This is a genomic window from Stenotrophomonas sp. STEN021, from assembly GCF_056760175.1.
On record NZ_JBRREH010000021.1, the window covers coordinates 20,266 to 36,365 of the forward strand.

Annotated in this window: 8 protein-coding genes; 6 read left to right on the top strand and 2 right to left on the bottom strand. The window is 62.0% G+C overall.

Annotation, left to right across the window (positions count from 1 at the left end; translation table 11 throughout):
• Position 1: 1 nt before the first annotated feature.
• From ACVOL0_RS06670 to mutS, 6 genes are all read left to right on the top strand, one after another.
• The gene (locus ACVOL0_RS06670; RefSeq protein ID WP_481548443.1) at positions 2–2,290 is read left to right on the top strand and encodes an Orn/Lys/Arg family decarboxylase; all 2,289 of its coding nucleotides are present in this window, start codon (positions 2–4) and stop codon (positions 2,288–2,290) included.
• Positions 2,291–2,576: 286 nt separating this feature from the next.
• A complete protein-coding gene (locus tag ACVOL0_RS06675) occupies positions 2,577–3,509 on the top strand; it encodes a cation diffusion facilitator family transporter (RefSeq protein ID WP_481548444.1) in 933 nt (310 codons plus the stop codon).
• A complete protein-coding gene (locus ACVOL0_RS06680) occupies positions 3,506–4,840 on the top strand; it encodes an amino acid permease (RefSeq protein ID WP_481548445.1) in 1,335 nt (444 codons plus the stop codon). Before ACVOL0_RS06675 ends, ACVOL0_RS06680 begins: the two co-directional genes overlap by 4 nt.
• 1,084 nt (positions 4,841–5,924) lie before the next feature.
• Complete coding sequence (locus tag ACVOL0_RS06685; protein WP_481548446.1) at positions 5,925–8,066, top strand: TonB-dependent receptor; 2,142 nt, start codon at positions 5,925–5,927, stop codon at positions 8,064–8,066.
• Positions 8,067–9,240: 1,174 nt separating this feature from the next.
• A complete protein-coding gene (locus ACVOL0_RS06690; RefSeq protein WP_481548447.1) occupies positions 9,241–11,547 on the top strand; it encodes a TonB-dependent receptor in 2,307 nt (768 codons plus the stop codon).
• A 387-nt stretch (positions 11,548–11,934) separates the two neighbouring features.
• Positions 11,935–14,490 carry a DNA mismatch repair protein MutS gene (gene mutS / locus ACVOL0_RS06695; RefSeq protein ID WP_481548462.1) on the top strand — a complete coding sequence of 852 codons (2,556 nt, stop codon included), beginning with the start codon at positions 11,935–11,937 and terminating at the stop codon, positions 14,488–14,490.
• Positions 14,491–14,658: 168 nt separating this feature from the next.
• Here the strand turns inward: mutS and ACVOL0_RS06700 are convergent, their stop codons facing one another.
• Together ACVOL0_RS06700 and ACVOL0_RS06705 are read right to left on the bottom strand one after the other, a co-directional pair.
• The gene (locus tag ACVOL0_RS06700) at positions 14,659–15,282 is read right to left on the bottom strand and encodes a glutathione S-transferase family protein (protein ID WP_481548448.1); all 624 of its coding nucleotides are present in this window, start codon (positions 15,280–15,282) and stop codon (positions 14,659–14,661) included.
• A 73-nt stretch (positions 15,283–15,355) separates the two neighbouring features.
• Positions 15,356–16,042 carry a helix-turn-helix transcriptional regulator gene (locus tag ACVOL0_RS06705; RefSeq protein ID WP_481548449.1) on the bottom strand — a complete coding sequence of 229 codons (687 nt, stop codon included), beginning with the start codon at positions 16,040–16,042 and terminating at the stop codon, positions 15,356–15,358.
• Positions 16,043–16,100: the final 58 nt, after the last annotated feature.

A 16,100-nucleotide genomic window follows, 5' to 3' on the forward strand; every position in this document is an offset into this window, starting at 1 on the left:
CATGTACTTCAAATCACTGGACTACCCCATCGTCATCATCGATGCCGACTACGAATCGCCGCGCATCGCCGGCATTCTGATCCGCGCCCTCGCCGAGGAACTGCGCAAGAGCGACCAACGCGTGCTCTCCGGCCTGAACCTGGATGACGCGCGCGCCGGCGCACGTACCTATGTGGCCGCCTCGGCGGTATTGATCTCAATCGACGGCACCGAGGACGACGACGACCAGTTCCAACGCCTGCTCGCCTTCCTGCGCGAACAGAGCCAGCGCCGCGCCGACCTACCGGTATTCCTGTATGGCGAGCGCCGCACCATCGAAAAAGTGCCGAGCAAGCTGCTCAAATTCGTGCATGGCTACATCTTCCTGTTCGAAGACACGAAGAGCTTCATCGCCCGCCAGGTGATGCGCGCCGCCGACGACTACATGGCCAAGCTGCTGCCGCCGTTCTTCAAGGCACTGATCCATCATTCGGCCCAGTCCAACTACTCCTGGCATACGCCAGGCCATGCCGGCGGTGTCGCCTTCACCAAGTCACCGGTAGGCCGTGCGCTGCACCAGTTCTACGGCGAGAACACCTTGCGCAGCGACCTGTCGATCTCGGTGCCGGAGCTTGGCTCGCTGCTTGACCACACCGGCCCGATCCGTGACGCCGAAGCCGAAGCCGCGCGCAACTTCGGCGCCGACCACACGTTCTTCGTCACCAATGGCACCTCCACCGCCAACAAGATCGTCTGGCACGGCACGGTCGCACGTGGCGACATCGTGTTCGTCGACCGCAACTGTCACAAGTCGCTGCTGCACGCACTGATCATGACCGGCGGCATTCCGGTCTACTTCACCCCCAGCCGCAACGCCCACGGCATCATCGGGCCGATCAGCCTGGACCAGTTCTCCGGCGACGCCCTGCAGAAGATGATCCAGGCCAACCCCCTGGCCAGCAAGGCCGCCAAGCCCGGGGCGAAACCGCGTATTGCGGTGGTCACCAACTCCACGTATGACGGGCTCTGCTACAACGCCGAAAAAATCGCCGACAACCTCGGTACAGCAGTGGATTTCCTGCATTTCGATGAGGCCTGGTATGCCTATGCGGCGTTCCATCCCTTCTATGAAAACCACTATGGCATGGCCAAGGGCAAGCCGCGTGAGCAGGACGCCATCATCTTCACCACCCATTCCACCCACAAACTGCTGGCGGCGTTCTCGCAGGCATCGATGATTCACGTACGCAATGCTGCGACCCGGGAGCTGGATGCGGAGCGGTTCAACGAATCCTTCATGATGCATACCTCCACCAGCCCACACTACGGCATCATCGCTTCCTGCGATGTTGCCTCGAAAATGATGGAAGGTGACGCTGGCAAGTCGCTGGTGCAGGAGATGCACGATGAGGCTGTTGCCTTCCGCCGCGCGATGCTGCACGTCAGCGAGGATCTGGGACGCGATGACTGGTGGTTCAAGGTCTGGCAGCCCGACGGCGTGGAACGCACCCTGGCCAAGGGCGATGACAGCAAGCCGATGGTCACCTCGCGCCAGGACTGGTATCTGCGTCCGGATGCACGCTGGCATGGCTTCGACAACCTGGCCGATGACTTTGTGCTGATCGATCCAGTCAAAGTCACCCTGCTGACACCCGGCCTGTCGATGGATGGTGAGATGGGCAAGCTCGGCATTCCGGCGGCGATACTGAGCAAGTTCCTGTGGTCGCGCGGCCTCACCGTGGAAAAGACCAATTTGTACTCGGTGTTGTTCCTGTTCTCGATGGGTATCACCAAGGGCAAGTGGAGCACCTTGGTCACGGAACTGCTCGCGTTCAAGGACCTGTACGACGCCAACGCTCCGCTGAGCCGGTCACTGCCCAGCCTGCTGGAAGACAACGCCGCTGCCTACGCAGGCTGGGGGCTGCGTGATCTATGCACCGCGCTGCACGAGTTCAACCGTGAATTCCGCGTAGCCGAGGTGATGCGCGAGATGTATGTGGAACTGCCCGAGCCGGTCATCACCCCGGCCGAAGCCTATAACCATCTGGTGCGTGGCGAGATCGAACGGGTGGATATCGACCAGCTCAGTGGCCGCGTCGCTGGCACCATGCTGGTGCCCTACCCGCCCGGCATTCCGACCATCATGCCGGGTGAGCGCTTCGGTGCCAGCGATGAACCCATCATCCAGTCCTTGCGTATCGCCCGCGAGCAGAACGCACGCTTCCCAGGCTTTGAGTCGGATGTACATGGCTTGATCATCGACAACAGCGGCGATAAGCCGAGTTATCGGGTGGAGGTTTTGAAGATCTGAGGCAGGTTGCAAAAACAGCAGTGCGCCCCCCTAGCAGCTACGGGCATTCCCTGGCAGCTGCAGGCACTACCTGGCAGCTGCAGGCGTTCCCTTCTCCCGCAAGCGGGAGAAGGTGCCCCGCAGGGGCGGATGAGGGGAGCTTTTGGCTTTTGGCTTTTTCTACCTTTGCCTTTGCCTTTGCTATCGCTCCGCTCAGCTCAAGATCTGCTCTACGTGCTTTCAAGGCACCCTCACCCCAACCCCTCTCCCGCAAGCGAGAGGGGCTCTTAAAGCCCAGCTCCCTTACATGGCTACCGGGCCGCCGACCAACCAGATGACCAGCACCCACCAGGAACAACGCGTCTTGCAACTCTCCATCGCCGCGACCGTGCTGGTCGCTGCGATCGGCTTCTTTGGCGGCATGCTTGCCCGCTCGCAGGCCATTCTGTTCGACGGCATCTACAGCCTGGTGGATGTGGCACTGACGCTGGTCGCGCTGGCCGTGCTGCGGCTGATGGCGCGTGAGCAGAGCCCGCGCTTCCAGTATGGTTTCTGGCACCTGGAACCCATGGTCGAAGCACTGGGCGGCGCGATTCTCAGCCTTGCCTGCATCTACGCGCTGGCGAATGCAGTGATCGGCTTCAGCGATGGGGGACATGAGACCCGCGTGGGTCCCGGCCTGCTCTGGGCTGGCGTGCTGGCGGTGGTGGACCTGGCGATGGCCGTGTGGATCGGCCGTCACGCAAGGCGGCTGCAATCCGGGCTGCTGCGCCTGGACGCGCGCGCATGGCTGCTTACCGGACTGATGAGCCTTGCGGTGGTGCTGTCCTTCGTGATCGCTCTGGCACTTCGTGGCGGCACGCATGAGCGCTGGATTCCCTATCTCGATCCTCTGGTGCTCGCCTGCATAAGCCTGGCTACGCTGCCGGTGCCATTGCGCGGCGCGTGGAAGGCCGCGCGCGAAGTGCTACAGGTAGCCCCCGATGAGCTTGATCAACTGGTGCAACAGGTAATGCAGCAATTCGTCGCTACGCATCGGTTCGAGGGCTTCACCAGCCATGTGGCCAAAATTGGTCGCATGCACTTTGTCGAGATCCATATCCTGACCAGGCCCGACACCCAGCTTGGCAGCATCGGTGATGTCGACCGCCTTCGCGATGAGATCGCCGCACAACTGGACGCGCGCTCGGGACGCTTCTGGCTGACCATTGACTTCACTTCCGATCCGGCCTGGACATGAGCTCGCCAGCCCCGAAGAAGATGGGCCTGACCATGGCAACCATGCTGGTTGCCGGCAACATGATTGGCACCGGCGTGTTCCTGTTACCGGCCAACCTTGCAACCGTCGGCAGCATCTCCTCGCTGGGCTGGCTGATCGCCACTGCAGGTGCCATCGCACTCGGCCTGGTATTCGCGCGCCTGTCGCAACTCGATCCGCAGCCCGGCGGCCCCTACGCTTACGCGCGCGACGCGTTCGGCAACTACATCGGCTTTGTCAGCAACTACGCCTACTGGTTCGGCAACTGGATCGGCAATGTTGCCATCGCCCTGGTGGTGACAGGCTATCTGAGCCATCTTTGGCCATGGCTGCAGGATGTCTATCCTCGACTGGGCTTCACCCTGGCGGTGATATGGCTGTTGAGCCTGGCCAATGCACGCGGGGCCCGCTGGATAGGAGCATTGGAGACTGGCACTCTGCTGCTCGCACTGATCCCGATACTGGGCATCGCCATTTTTGGTTGGTGGTGGTTCGACCCAGCTCTGTTCAGTGCCGGCTGGAACGTCAGCGGCATGCAGGACAGCGCCGCGATTTCGCGCAGCGCATCCATCGCCCTTTGGGCCTTCATGGGCGTGGAAAGCGCAGCGGTATCCGCGGACGTGATCGACAACCCAAAGCGCAACATCCCGCTCGCCACCCTGCTGGGACTGGCGCTGGCCGCCATCATCTATATCAGCTGCTCGCTGGTGATCATGGGCATCGTGCCAATGGCGCAGCTGCGCGACTCCTCGGCACCATTTGCCGACGTAGCCCAGCTGATGATTGGCCCATGGGGCGTGCTGATGATTGCCCTGTGCGCGATCCTCAAATCGGCCGGCGCACTCGGCGGTTGGATGCTGCTGGTTGGGCAATCGGCCAAAGCGGCGGCCGAGGATGGATTGTTCCCACAGGTGTTCTGCCGGCTCAACAAGCACGGCATGCCCGGCACCGGCCTGATGATCGTGGCGGTGTTGATGAGCGCATTGCTGCTGGTCACATCCTCGCCCACGCTGGCCCGCCAGTTCGACCAGCTGACCAATATCGCGGTACTGCTGACCATCATTCCCTACCTGTTCTCGGCTGGCGCACTGATCTGCACCACCCTGGATCGAGGCGAACAGGGCTGGATGCGCGCCGCCTGCCTGTTCACCGCTTCCGCTGCGACCGCCTATTGTCTGTATGCCCTGCTTGGCGCGGATGCCCAATTACTGGCCTATGCCACGGTGGCCGTACTGTTCAGCGCAGCACTGTATCCATTCTTCCGCCAGCGTATGCTTGAGATCGCCAAAGACCGCACACGGGGCCGCGAGTAGCCCGGCCCACCCGCGACTTCGTCAATGGGGCAATGAAGCATATCTTCGTTGCTGATTCCCAGGCAGAAGAACCTGGTGATCTCGCGGCACTGCAGGCGGAAAAATCGGCCACGAGTACACCGGTGTACGGCCTGCCTGCTATGCGGATCGCTATAGAACACGCTGAACGTCAATACGATCCAGCAAGGGCTGCGTCCGTACGCAGAAGTCGCTGGTTTCGCCACTTCAGTCACCGGCAAAGCCGATGATCTGTATCCAGTCAACTTCGTTGATCCATACCTTTCCATCGCAAGCCGGCGCCTGGGCGCTTTGATGTGCCGCGCAAAGCCATGGCACCTGCGCAGCAAACAGCTTTGCAGCTCACCGCTGACCTACCCTGCCCGGTTGCTACCACTGCTCCCGCACCTCATGAAAATCAAACATATAAGCGAACCAGCCATCAATTCGCGTGGCTGATCGAATGTTCTGATCCGAGCATCTCGCGCCAACGTGTTGACACCGACGTCGCTGCTTGAACATCTTCGCTCCCGCAAAACGTAGACGTCATCGATCAACGTTGGTGGAGAAGGCTCAGCAATGAAACGTAGCGCGGCATTGCATTCCCGCTTTCCTACGGCCGTCACCCGGCGGGCAACGCAGACAACCACAACACGATTCGTTTCACGCGAGCGCCGCTGCCCCAGCGGCACCGCCGCCTAGCACCTCATCTCCTTTCGCTTTCCTTTCGCCATCCGGCGCGCTTGCGCGTGGGCCGGATTCGCATGGACACGACTGGGGCGAGGCGCAGCTGACCGCGCCACAAGCGGCCGCCAAGCCTCGATCACTCAAGCAACAACGCCTGCACGCAGAACCAAAGCACGTGTATCGCCGTACACACCGCCGGCCCAGTCGGCTCCGCACCACCACCATCGGAGAGAAATGCATGAGGAAATCGCCACGCTCCACCTACCAACCAGCCGGATGCGGCATCCGTTGCAGTCGCCTTTCATTGGCCTTGCTTTCGGCACTGGCAGCTACACAGCCAGCACTTGCCGATGACACAACGGTCACCGCGGAACCAGCGACCAAGAACCTGGATACGGTCATGGTCAGATCCACTCACCAAGTCAAACCGCTGCAACGCACCCCGATCTCGATCAGCGTGGTCACCGCCGAGCAGCTCGACCGCACCAATATGAGCAGCATTTCCGATCTGCAATACCTTGCCCCAGGCGTCTCATTCTCTGCCGGCGCGGCAACCGCCAATGGTGGTGGCTTCCAGATCCGCGGCATTGGCACCCAAGCCTTCAGCGTTGCCTCGGAACAGACCGTGGGAACGGTGATCGATGATGTGGTCATCAGCATTCCCCGCGACCCCGGCGTGGCCGGGTTCAGCGATATCGAGCATATCGAGGTACTACGTGGCCCGCAGGGCACCTTGTTTGGCAAGAATGCATCGGCCGGGGTGATCAACATCACCACGCAGAACCCGGACATCGGCAGCAACAGCTCGAACCTGTCGCTGTCACTGGGTGAACGCAATGAACACGTAGCAAGGTTTACCAGCAACCTGGCGACTACCAACAGCTCGGCATTGCGCGTGTCGGCTTACTACAAGGAACAGGACGGAGCGATCCCGAATGAATTCCATGACTGGAACATCGGTGATCAAACCGCCCGCGGCATCCGCGGAAAATGGCTGTGGAAACCAATCGAGAATCTCGACCTGCTGATGTCGGCCGAGCGCCAGACCCTGTTCAGCCGCGCTGTTGCTATCCCATACTCGTTTGGCGCTGATGCCGGCTTCAACGCCGTTCTTGCCCGGTTCGAGAACGTAGGCGGGGACAACTTCCGCAGCTATGCCGATGCCGATGCTTCTGCATTCCAGGGAGTTACCGGTTTCTCTGGAAAGGCCGACCTCAAACTCGCCAATGGTGCCCAGCTCACCTCGATCACAGCCTATCGCGGCGCACGCGTGTACCAGATGCATGACATCGACCAGACGCCAGTCGACTTCCTCAACTACAACCTGACCACCATCCGCTCTCATCAGCTCAGCCAGGAATTCCGCTTGGCAGACAGTGCATTCGATGAACGGATCGACTATGTACTGGGCGCCTACTATGTGAACGTAGCCAGCACCTATGAGTACTTCGCGTACGGCGGCTTCAGCTACACGCCACGCAACCCGGACGTCTACATGTCGTTGAACGGCCCGAAACAACATGTCGACGCCGACACCAAGAGTCACGCCCTCTATGCCAACGCCAGCTATCAGCTCACTGACAGATGGACGGCCAGCGCAGGGCTGCGCTACACCCACGACAAGGTCATCGCTGGCATGACACCTATCGAGGTGCCGTTTGTCGACGGAAAGCCGGTACTTCCAATGAACTCCGTCAAGACCTCGTCCGCCGAGATAAGCAAGGAAAACGTCTCCGGGAAGGTAGCCGTGCAGTTCCAGCAGACACCTACGTTGATGTGGTACGCGAATGCCGGCACCGGCTACAAGGGTCCAACCGTGGACGCCACCAACATCGGCTCCGACCGTATCCAACCGGAGAAGTCCACCGCCTATGAGCTCGGCGTGAAATCGCAGTTTCTTGATCGCAGCCTGACCGTGAACGCTGCCCTATACCGATCCGACTTCAAGGACTTCCAGGCACAAGTCTATGTACCGGAGACCAATGGCTTTGCGATGGCCAACGCGGGAAAAGTGCGCACCCAGGGCATGGAAATGGAAGTCAGCTGGCGGCCAACCGCCGACTTCACGCTGATGGCCAATGGCGCCATCACCGATGCGGAGTTCCTTGACTACTTTGGTCGCTGCAATCCCGACAGCGAGGCACAATGCCAGATGATCGATGGCGTGATGCAGGGAGACCTCTCCGGCTTCGTCCCGACCTTCGTATCCAAGTACAGCTATTCGCTCAGCGGCGTCTACTACCGCCCCATCAGCAACGGTCTGGTCCTCAACGCAAGCGGTGGTTGGACGCACAAAAGCCCGTTCTACAACACGGTCGCACAAGCACGCACCAGATCCGAAGGCTACGGCCTTGCAAATCTATCCATCGGCATCGGTTCCGAAGATGGACGCTGGGATGTATCGGTGTATGCGCGCAACCTGCTCAATGAGCACTACCGGAGCTTTATTGGCTTCAATCTCGTCAACAGGGGCGGGGCCATGCAATACCTCGCACCAGACAGTTTCCGCACCGTCGGCGTGACCTTGAACCTGAAGTTCTGATCAGGCATTGCCTGGGTTCGGATCGCAACGCAGGCGCCGTCCTCTCATTGGCGGCACCAACACCACCAGTGCGTCTGCGTTGCGGTGCGAATACTTCATATCCCGATCGGGCGCTCCGGCGGCGGAACGAGGCATCTGGCCGATGCACCTGAAAAGCGATGTGAGCGGACCGACGCCACGCAACGATTTCCCGCGAACCGACAAAGCAGATAACGCTGCCGTGGCAGCAGTCCCCATCCTTTCCGGGGATAGCCCAGTCCGTTCGCCTTGCGTTCGCACCTTCGTGAACGCCTGCGCAATTCCATTCTGAAACCTGCAGTACGAACTGTACCCATCGAAGTTGAAGCATCCGTTCCCTTGTACCTCCAGCCGCCTTCCTCGCACTCAAGCGCTCTGCGCAAACAGGCTTCGCCCGCGCAGCAAGCAGCACCGCAATCGTCCCGATGCGAAAGCGCAATGCATGCACAGCAGCACCCGTGCTTCCGATGGAAATCAATCGACTATCCATCTCGATGACATCTGCAACTTCGCGCTGCAATGTTCCAATTCGCGCATCTCGAAGCAAACTATTGACGCCGACATTGCCGTTTGAACATCGTCGCTCCCGCAACGCGTGACAAGCATCAACCAACGTGCGTGGAGTCGTCCCGAAATGCAAAGCAAGGCAGCATCAAGATTGCAACCAGCAACCGTCAGCAACCCGTTGGCTGCTGATGGCTCGTGGAAACCGCTCTGCAGCGCTGAACAGTACGTCCGACATTTGCCAGACGGCAGGCGTGGACGCCATATGCCACAGCTTGGTTCAGCCATGAATCTCATCTTGCGCGCAATGCCAGCAATCGCATCGCTGCCGCATTCATATGCCCAACCGAGCCCCCTGATGCAGCGCTTGCATCGGACAGTGCGGACGGTGCCCTTCCGTGCGACCGGCTACGCCATCGCGTAGCAGCTTCCTTCTTTTCGGTTATTCGCACTCCTCCGGCAGCCACGGCGCTGGAAAGAGAGATCGCGAAAAGGCGCAATCCAGACCCTCGTTGGATCGTCGAGCCGACCATGCCCCGGCTTGATCTCTCGACGATGGGAAGCGTCAGCAAGCACGACACCACAGCACACAGATCAACGCACCAACCCGCCGGAACCACCGGCTCCTTGCCTCACCATCGGAGAGAAATGCATGAGGAAATCCACCACCCACCAACACCGGAATTCCGGAAGCGGCCTGCGTTTTACCCACCTTTCATTGGCCCTGCTTTCTGCACTGGCAGCCGCACAACCCGCGCTGGCCGGCGAGCAAGCTGGCGCTTCAGAGCCCACCACCAAGGACCTGGACACGGTGATGGTACGCTCCACCCACCAGGCCAAGCCGCTGCAACGCACCCCCATTTCGGTCAGCGTTGTCACCGCCGAGCAGCTCGACCGCACCAACATGAGCAGCATCTCCGACCTGCAATATCTGGCCCCCGGGGTGTCGTTCTCAGCTACTGCAGGTACCGCCAACAGCGGTGGCTTCCAGGTCCGCGGCATCGGCACGCAAGCCTACAGCGTTGCCTCCGAGCAGACCGTTGGCACCGTGGTCGATGACGTGGTGATTGGTATTCCCCGCGATCCCGGCGTGGCAGGTTTCAGCGACATCGAGCACATCGAGGTGCTGCGCGGACCGCAGGGCACCTTGTTCGGCAAGAACGCATCCGCCGGCGTGGTCAACATAAGCACCCGCAACCCGGAGATCGGCACCACCGGCGGCTCGGTCGCATTGTCGCTGGGTGAGCGCAACGAACATGTCGCACGCGTAACCGGCAACCTGGCCATCTCCGACACGTCGGCACTGCGGCTTTCCGCGTACTACAAGGACCAGGACGGCGCCATCTCAAATGCCTTCCACGACTGGAACATCGGCGACCAGACCGGACGCGGTGTTCGCGGCAAGTGGCTGTGGAAGCCAACCGAACAGCTCGACATCCTGGTAGCGGCAGAACGCCAGACCCTGTTCAACCGCGCCCTGGGTGTGCTCTACAGTCTGGGTAGGGACGAAGACTACAACGCCAGCCTCGCCGGCTTCCAGAACATCGGCGGCAACAGCTTCACCAGCCAGGCCGACTCGGACGGCTTCTCCTTCCAGGGCGTAACCGGCTTTTCAACCAAGGCCGACCTGCGGTTTGCCAACGGTGCTCAGTTGACGTCCATCACCGCCTATCGCGGCTCAACCGTCAACCAGGTGCACGACATCGACCAGACACCGGCGGACTTCCTCAACAAGAACATAACCACGATCCGCGCGCATCAGATCAGCCAGGAGTTCCGCCTGGCCGGCACCGCGCACGACGAGCGACTGGACTATGTCCTGGGCGCCTACTACGCAAACGTTGACAGCACATATGAGTACTACGCCTACGGCGGCTTCAATTACGATTTAGCGCCACCGAGCGAATTGCGCTCGCTCACCGGACCCAGACAGCATATCCACGCTGACACCAAGAGCCACGCGCTCTACGCCAATGTTGGCTACAAGCTGAGTGATCGCTGGTCGGCCAGTGGCGGATTGCGCTACACGCACGACAAGGTGGTCGCCACCATGACCCCTATCGCGATGCTTACCGCGGAAGGAAAGCCAGTTGTCTACCTGAGTGACTTCCTTCCGTCACGGGGCGAAATCAGCAAGGACAACGTGTCAGGAAAAGTGGCTCTGCAATTCCAGCAGAACGCCACTTTGATGTGGTATGCCAACGTCGCCACCGGTTACAAGGGCCCCACCATCGACCCGGTCTCGGCCCGCTCGAACCAGATCCAGCCGGAAAAATCCACGGCCTACGAACTTGGCGCCAAGACTCAGTTCTTCGACCGCAGCCTGACCATCAACGTCAGCCTGTACAAAGCCGACTACAAGGACTTCCAGGCACAGGTCTACATCCCGGAGACCTTGGGCTGGGCGATGTCGAACGCAGGCGAGATGCGTACCAAGGGCGCGGAACTTGAAGTCAGCTGGCGCCCCACCGCGGATTTCTCCTTGATCGCCACCGGCGCGGTCACCGATGCCGATTACCGCGACTACTTCACCACCTGCGAGGACAACCGGGATGCACCTTGTCGCCTCATCGACGGCGTGATGCAAGCCGACCTGACCGGATTCACGCCACCGTATGTCTCCAAATACAGCTATTCCCTCAATGGAAACTACTATCACGCCCTCGGCAACGGCCTGGCCGTCAATGCCAATGCCGGATGGAGCTACAAGAGCAATTTCTACAATAGCGCTGCCCAGTCCTCCACCAGAACCCCAGGTTATGGCGTGGCCAATGTTTCCATCGGCATCGGTGCCGAGGATGGTCAGTGGGAAGTATCGCTATACGCGCGCAACCTGCTGGACAAGCACTACCGTAGCTTCATCGACTACGGCTCACTCATCAACAACGATGGCTTGATGCAATACCTGTCACCGGACAGCTTCCGTACGGCGGGGGTATCGCTGACCTGGAATTTCTAGGCACCGACGGTCACCACGAAGGTCATAGTGCGGGCGCCCTCCTCTCGTTGCCGGACGCAAGACGCAACCGGTCAACGCGCCTCCACTACATCGTTGCAGCCAGCCCCGGTCTGCCAGGCGAACGCATACCGAGCGGAGGATCGCCATCCTCCAGGCGACGCCACCCGACCCGCGCCACGGTCAGGTATTCAGGAAAACCAGGCACATCCTCACCGCCAGCACGTGCTGGCGGCCGCTTCATCGCGACCTGCGTCGCGGTTGTCGCTTCCCAAGGCCTCGACCTCGTCCATCCCCGACACTGCGCCTACAATAGCGGCCCTATGCCGCCGCCCGGCAAATTGAAGTGGACCCCGCGTGACCGAGAAGAAGCCCGAACACACCCCGTTGATGAAGCAGTTCTTCGCAGCCAAGTCCGAGTACCCGGACCTGCTGCTGTTCTTCCGGATGGGCGATTTCTACGAACTGTTCTATGACGACGCGCGCAAGGCCGCGCGCCTGCTCGACATCACCCTGACCCAGCGCGGCAGCTCCGGCGGCGCGCCTATCCCGATGGCAGGCGTGCCGGTGCATGCCTTTGAAGGCTATCTGGCGCGGCTGGTGGCGGTTGGCGAATCGGTGGCGATCTGCGAGCAGATCGGCGACCCGGCGCTGGCCAAGGGTCTGGTCGAACGCAAGGTGGTGCGCGTGGTCACCCCCGGCACCGTCACCGACGAAGCCCTGCTGGACGAGCGCCGCGACACCTTGCTGATGGCGCTGTCGCGCAGCAAGTCCGGCTACGGCCTGGCTTGGGCCGACCTGGCCGGTGGCCGCTTCCTGGTCAACCAAGTCGATACCGACGACGCATTGGAAGCCGAACTGGCCCGTCTGGAACCGGCCGAGCTGCTGGTCCCGGATGAAGAGAACTGGCCGGAGTTCCTGCGCCACCGCAATGGCGTGCGCCGCCGCGCGCCGTGGCTGTTCGATGCCGACAGCGGCCGCCGCCACCTGCTGAACTTCTTCAAGCTGCACGATCTCAGCGGCTTCGGCATCGACGACAAGCCGCGCGCGACCGGTGCTGCCGGTGCCCTGCTCGGCTATGTCGAGGAAACCCAGAAGCAGCGCCTGCCGCACCTCACCTCCATCTCGATGGAGAATGCCGGTGAAGCGATCGCGATGAATGCCGCCACCCGCCGGCATCTGGAACTGGATACGCGTGTTGACGGCGACACCCGCAACACCTTGCTCGGCGTGCTCGACAGCACCGTCTCGCCGATGGGCGGGCGCCTGCTGCGACGCTGGCTGCACCGCCCACTGCGCCTGCGCAACGTGCTGCAGCAGCGTCACCACGCGGTCGCCACGCTGATTGATCGCGGCACCGACGCCGACCTGCGCGACAGCTTCCGCGCACTTGGCGACATCGAGCGCATCCTGACCCGCATGGCGCTGCGCTCGGCGCGCCCACGCGACTTCTCCACCCTGCGTGATGGTCTTGGCCTGTTGCCGGCCATCACTGCACAGCTGGATACGCTGGACTCACCGCGCCTGCAGCAACTGCGTACCGAACTCGGTTCGCATGATGAAAGCGCGCAGCTGCTGGCCAGCGCCATCGCCGAACAGCCGCCGCTGAAGCTGTCCGACGGCGGCGTGATCGCCGAAGGCTACGATGCCGAGCTCGACGAACTGCGCCGCCTGTCCACCCATGCCGATCAGTTCCTGATCGACCTGGAGGCGCGTGAGCGCCAGGCCAGCGGCATCGCCACCTTGAAGGTCGGCTACAACCGCGTACACGGCTATTACATCGAGATCAGCAAGGGCCAGGCCGACAAGGCGCCGGTGCACTACACCCGCCGCCAGACCCTGACCAATGCCGAGCGCTACATCACCGAGGAGTTGAAGAACTTCGAGGACAAGGTGCTGTCGGCACGCGAACGCTCGCTCAGCCGCGAGAAGCTGCTGTACGAAGGCCTGCTCGATATCGTCGGCCAGCACCTGGAGCCGCTGAAGCGCTGCGCTGGCGCCCTGAGCGAGCTGGACGTGCTGGCCGCATTCGCAGAACGCGCGCAGGCGCTGGACTGGGCGCAGCCGGAACTGCAGGAAGACGCCTGCCTGCGCATCGAACGCGGTCGCCATCCGGTGGTAGAAGCCGTCCGTGATACGCCGTTCGAGCCCAACGACCTGGACCTGCACCCGGACCGCCGCATGTTGGTCATCACCGGCCCGAACATGGGCGGTAAGTCGACCTACATGCGGCAGAACGCGCTGATCGTGCTGCTGGCCCATATCGGCAGCTTCGTGCCAGCCAGCCGCGCGGTGATCGGCCCGATCGACCGCATCCTGACCCGCATCGGCGCCGGCGACGATCTGGCCAAGGGCCAATCCACCTTCATGGTGGAGATGGCAGAGACCAGCTACATCCTGCACCACGCCACCGCCCATTCGCTGGTATTGATGGACGAAATAGGCCGCGGCACCTCGACCTATGACGGCCTGGCCCTGGCCGACGCAGTGGCCCGCCACCTGGCCTACCAGAACCGCTGCTACACGCTGTTTGCCACCCACTATTTCGAGCTGACCGCCTTGGCCGACGAAAGCCATGAAGGCGGCGCCAGCGGCATCGCCAACGTGCACCTGGATGCGGTGGAACACGGCGACACCCTGGTGTTCATGCACGCAGTGAAGGACGGCCCGGCCAACCGCAGCTTTGGTCTGCAGGTCGCCGCGCTGGCCGGCCTGCCCAAATCGACGGTGGCGCAGGCGCGCCGCCGTCTGGCCGAGCTGGAACAACGTGGTGGTGAAACCCAGAGTGCTGCGATGGCACCACAGGCACTGGATGCGCCGCAGCAGTTCGGTTTGTTTGCCGCGCCGAATTCGGCAGCCCTGGATGCACTGCAGGCGATCGACCCGGATGAGCTGACGCCGAAGCAGGCGTTGGAAGCGCTGTACCGGGTGAAGTCGTTGATCTAGTCGGATCGCAGCCTACCGCTTAAAGCCCCTCTCCCACCGGGAGAGGGGTTGGGGTGAGGGTTGACGAGCAGAGCATCAAGCTTATCCCCGTAGTGCCGAGCCATGCTCGGCATGGGCACTACCGGTGCAGCCTCTGCCGAGCATGGCTCGGCGCTACAGCTTCACGACTTACGCCGCTCCCACATGCGCCACCAGCGCATCATCCAGCTGCCCTGCACGCACCGACGCCGGCCGCTGCAGATGGACGGCGTAGTAATCCGTGAACACCGGCTTGGCCTCAAGCTGGCCCATGCTGACGAAGTAACTCAGGAACGAGGCCATGTACAGATCGGCGACGGTGAAGCTGTCACCCACCAGATAGCGCTTGCCGGCTACTGCCGTTTCCAGCGTGCGAATCAAATCCTCAGCGCTGCCGTAGCCGGCCTCCATCGGCGGCGCCAACGTGCCATGACGTAGATCGGTAACGAACGCTTCCAGCGGCCCGGCCGCAAACAGCACCCAGCGGTAGCACTCGCCGCGCTCGGCAGTTCCAACTGGCGGCAACAACGCCTTGGCCGGTGCCAGATCGGCCAGATGCAGACAGATCGCGGCGTTTTCGGTAATCGCCGTTTTACCCTGCAGCAAGGCTGGCACCTTACCCATCGGATTGATCGCCAGGTACTGCGCAGACTTCATGCTGGTGCCGTACTCCAGCATCACTGCGTCGTAGCGCAGGCCGGTTTCTTCCAGCATCCAGCGGGTGATGCGGCCGCGCGAATGTGGATGGCTGTAGAAGGTAAGCGTGTCGCTCATGTCAGGCACCTGCGTTATAAGGAGCCCACAGTGTGCGCAGGGGCTGCTGACAGCTGCTGTCAGCAGTGATGCATCAACTGTCCGTCATGCACTGCGCACGCCAGCGCTTCAGCAACTGATGGCGCTGCGCCGGATAGCGTTGTGCTGTGTCTTCCAGCGCCAACAAGCGGTCGGCACGAAAGTGACGGAAATCACCGCGCATCTCGCACCACGCCGCCAGCATTCGCACGTCAGCCATGAACGCCATCGCGAACGGCCAGATCATGCGTTCGCTGATCCTGCCCTCGACGTCGCGGTACTGGATGCGCACGGCATTGCCGTCGCGAATGGCACGCCGCAAGGCCGGCAACCACGGTTCCGGCGGTACCGCATGCCAGTGCGGTGCGAACAGGCCGCTGGTTTCCACCTGCAGGCGCAGGGCTTCGGGCAGTACACCGATGACACGCTGCAAGGCGGTGTCGGCTGCTGCCGCCAGTTCCGGGTCGCCATGCGAGGCCACCCAGCGCGCGCCCAGCAACACCGCTTCCAGTTCCTCGGCGGAAAACATCATCGGCGGCAACAGAAAGCCCGGCCGCAGTTGGTAGCCAACACCGGGATCACCGGCAATATCGGCCCCTTGCCCGCGCAACGCGTCGATGTCCCGGTACAGGGTGCGCAGGCTCACCTCCAGGCGCTGCGCGAGCTCGGCACCGCGCACTGGCGTGCGGCGGCGCCGCAATTCATCCAGCAGGTGCAGCAGTCGGGCAGCGCGTTGGCTCATGGGTGGGTCCGGGGCAGGCAGCTGCCCAGCATAACGGCTGCCGGACAGCGGATCGCCC

What these genes read in the sequence shown, in the direction of transcription:
- ACVOL0_RS06705 (WP_481548449.1), bottom strand. Translation starts at nt 16,042, where the DNA reads ATGAGCCAACGCGCTGCCCGACTGCTGCACCTGCTGGATGAATTGCGG.
- ACVOL0_RS06670 (WP_481548443.1), top strand. Translation starts at nt 2, where the DNA reads ATGTACTTCAAATCACTGGACTACCCCATCGTCATCATCGATGCCGAC.
- ACVOL0_RS06700 (WP_481548448.1), bottom strand. Translation starts at nt 15,282, where the DNA reads ATGAGCGACACGCTTACCTTCTACAGCCATCCACATTCGCGCGGCCGC.
- ACVOL0_RS06690 (WP_481548447.1), top strand. Translation starts at nt 9,241, where the DNA reads ATGAGGAAATCCACCACCCACCAACACCGGAATTCCGGAAGCGGCCTG.
- ACVOL0_RS06680 (WP_481548445.1), top strand. Translation starts at nt 3,506, where the DNA reads ATGAGCTCGCCAGCCCCGAAGAAGATGGGCCTGACCATGGCAACCATG.
- mutS (WP_481548462.1), top strand. Translation starts at nt 11,935, where the DNA reads ATGAAGCAGTTCTTCGCAGCCAAGTCCGAGTACCCGGACCTGCTGCTG.
- ACVOL0_RS06685 (WP_481548446.1), top strand. Translation starts at nt 5,925, where the DNA reads ATGGTCAGATCCACTCACCAAGTCAAACCGCTGCAACGCACCCCGATC.
- ACVOL0_RS06675 (WP_481548444.1), top strand. Translation starts at nt 2,577, where the DNA reads ATGGCTACCGGGCCGCCGACCAACCAGATGACCAGCACCCACCAGGAA.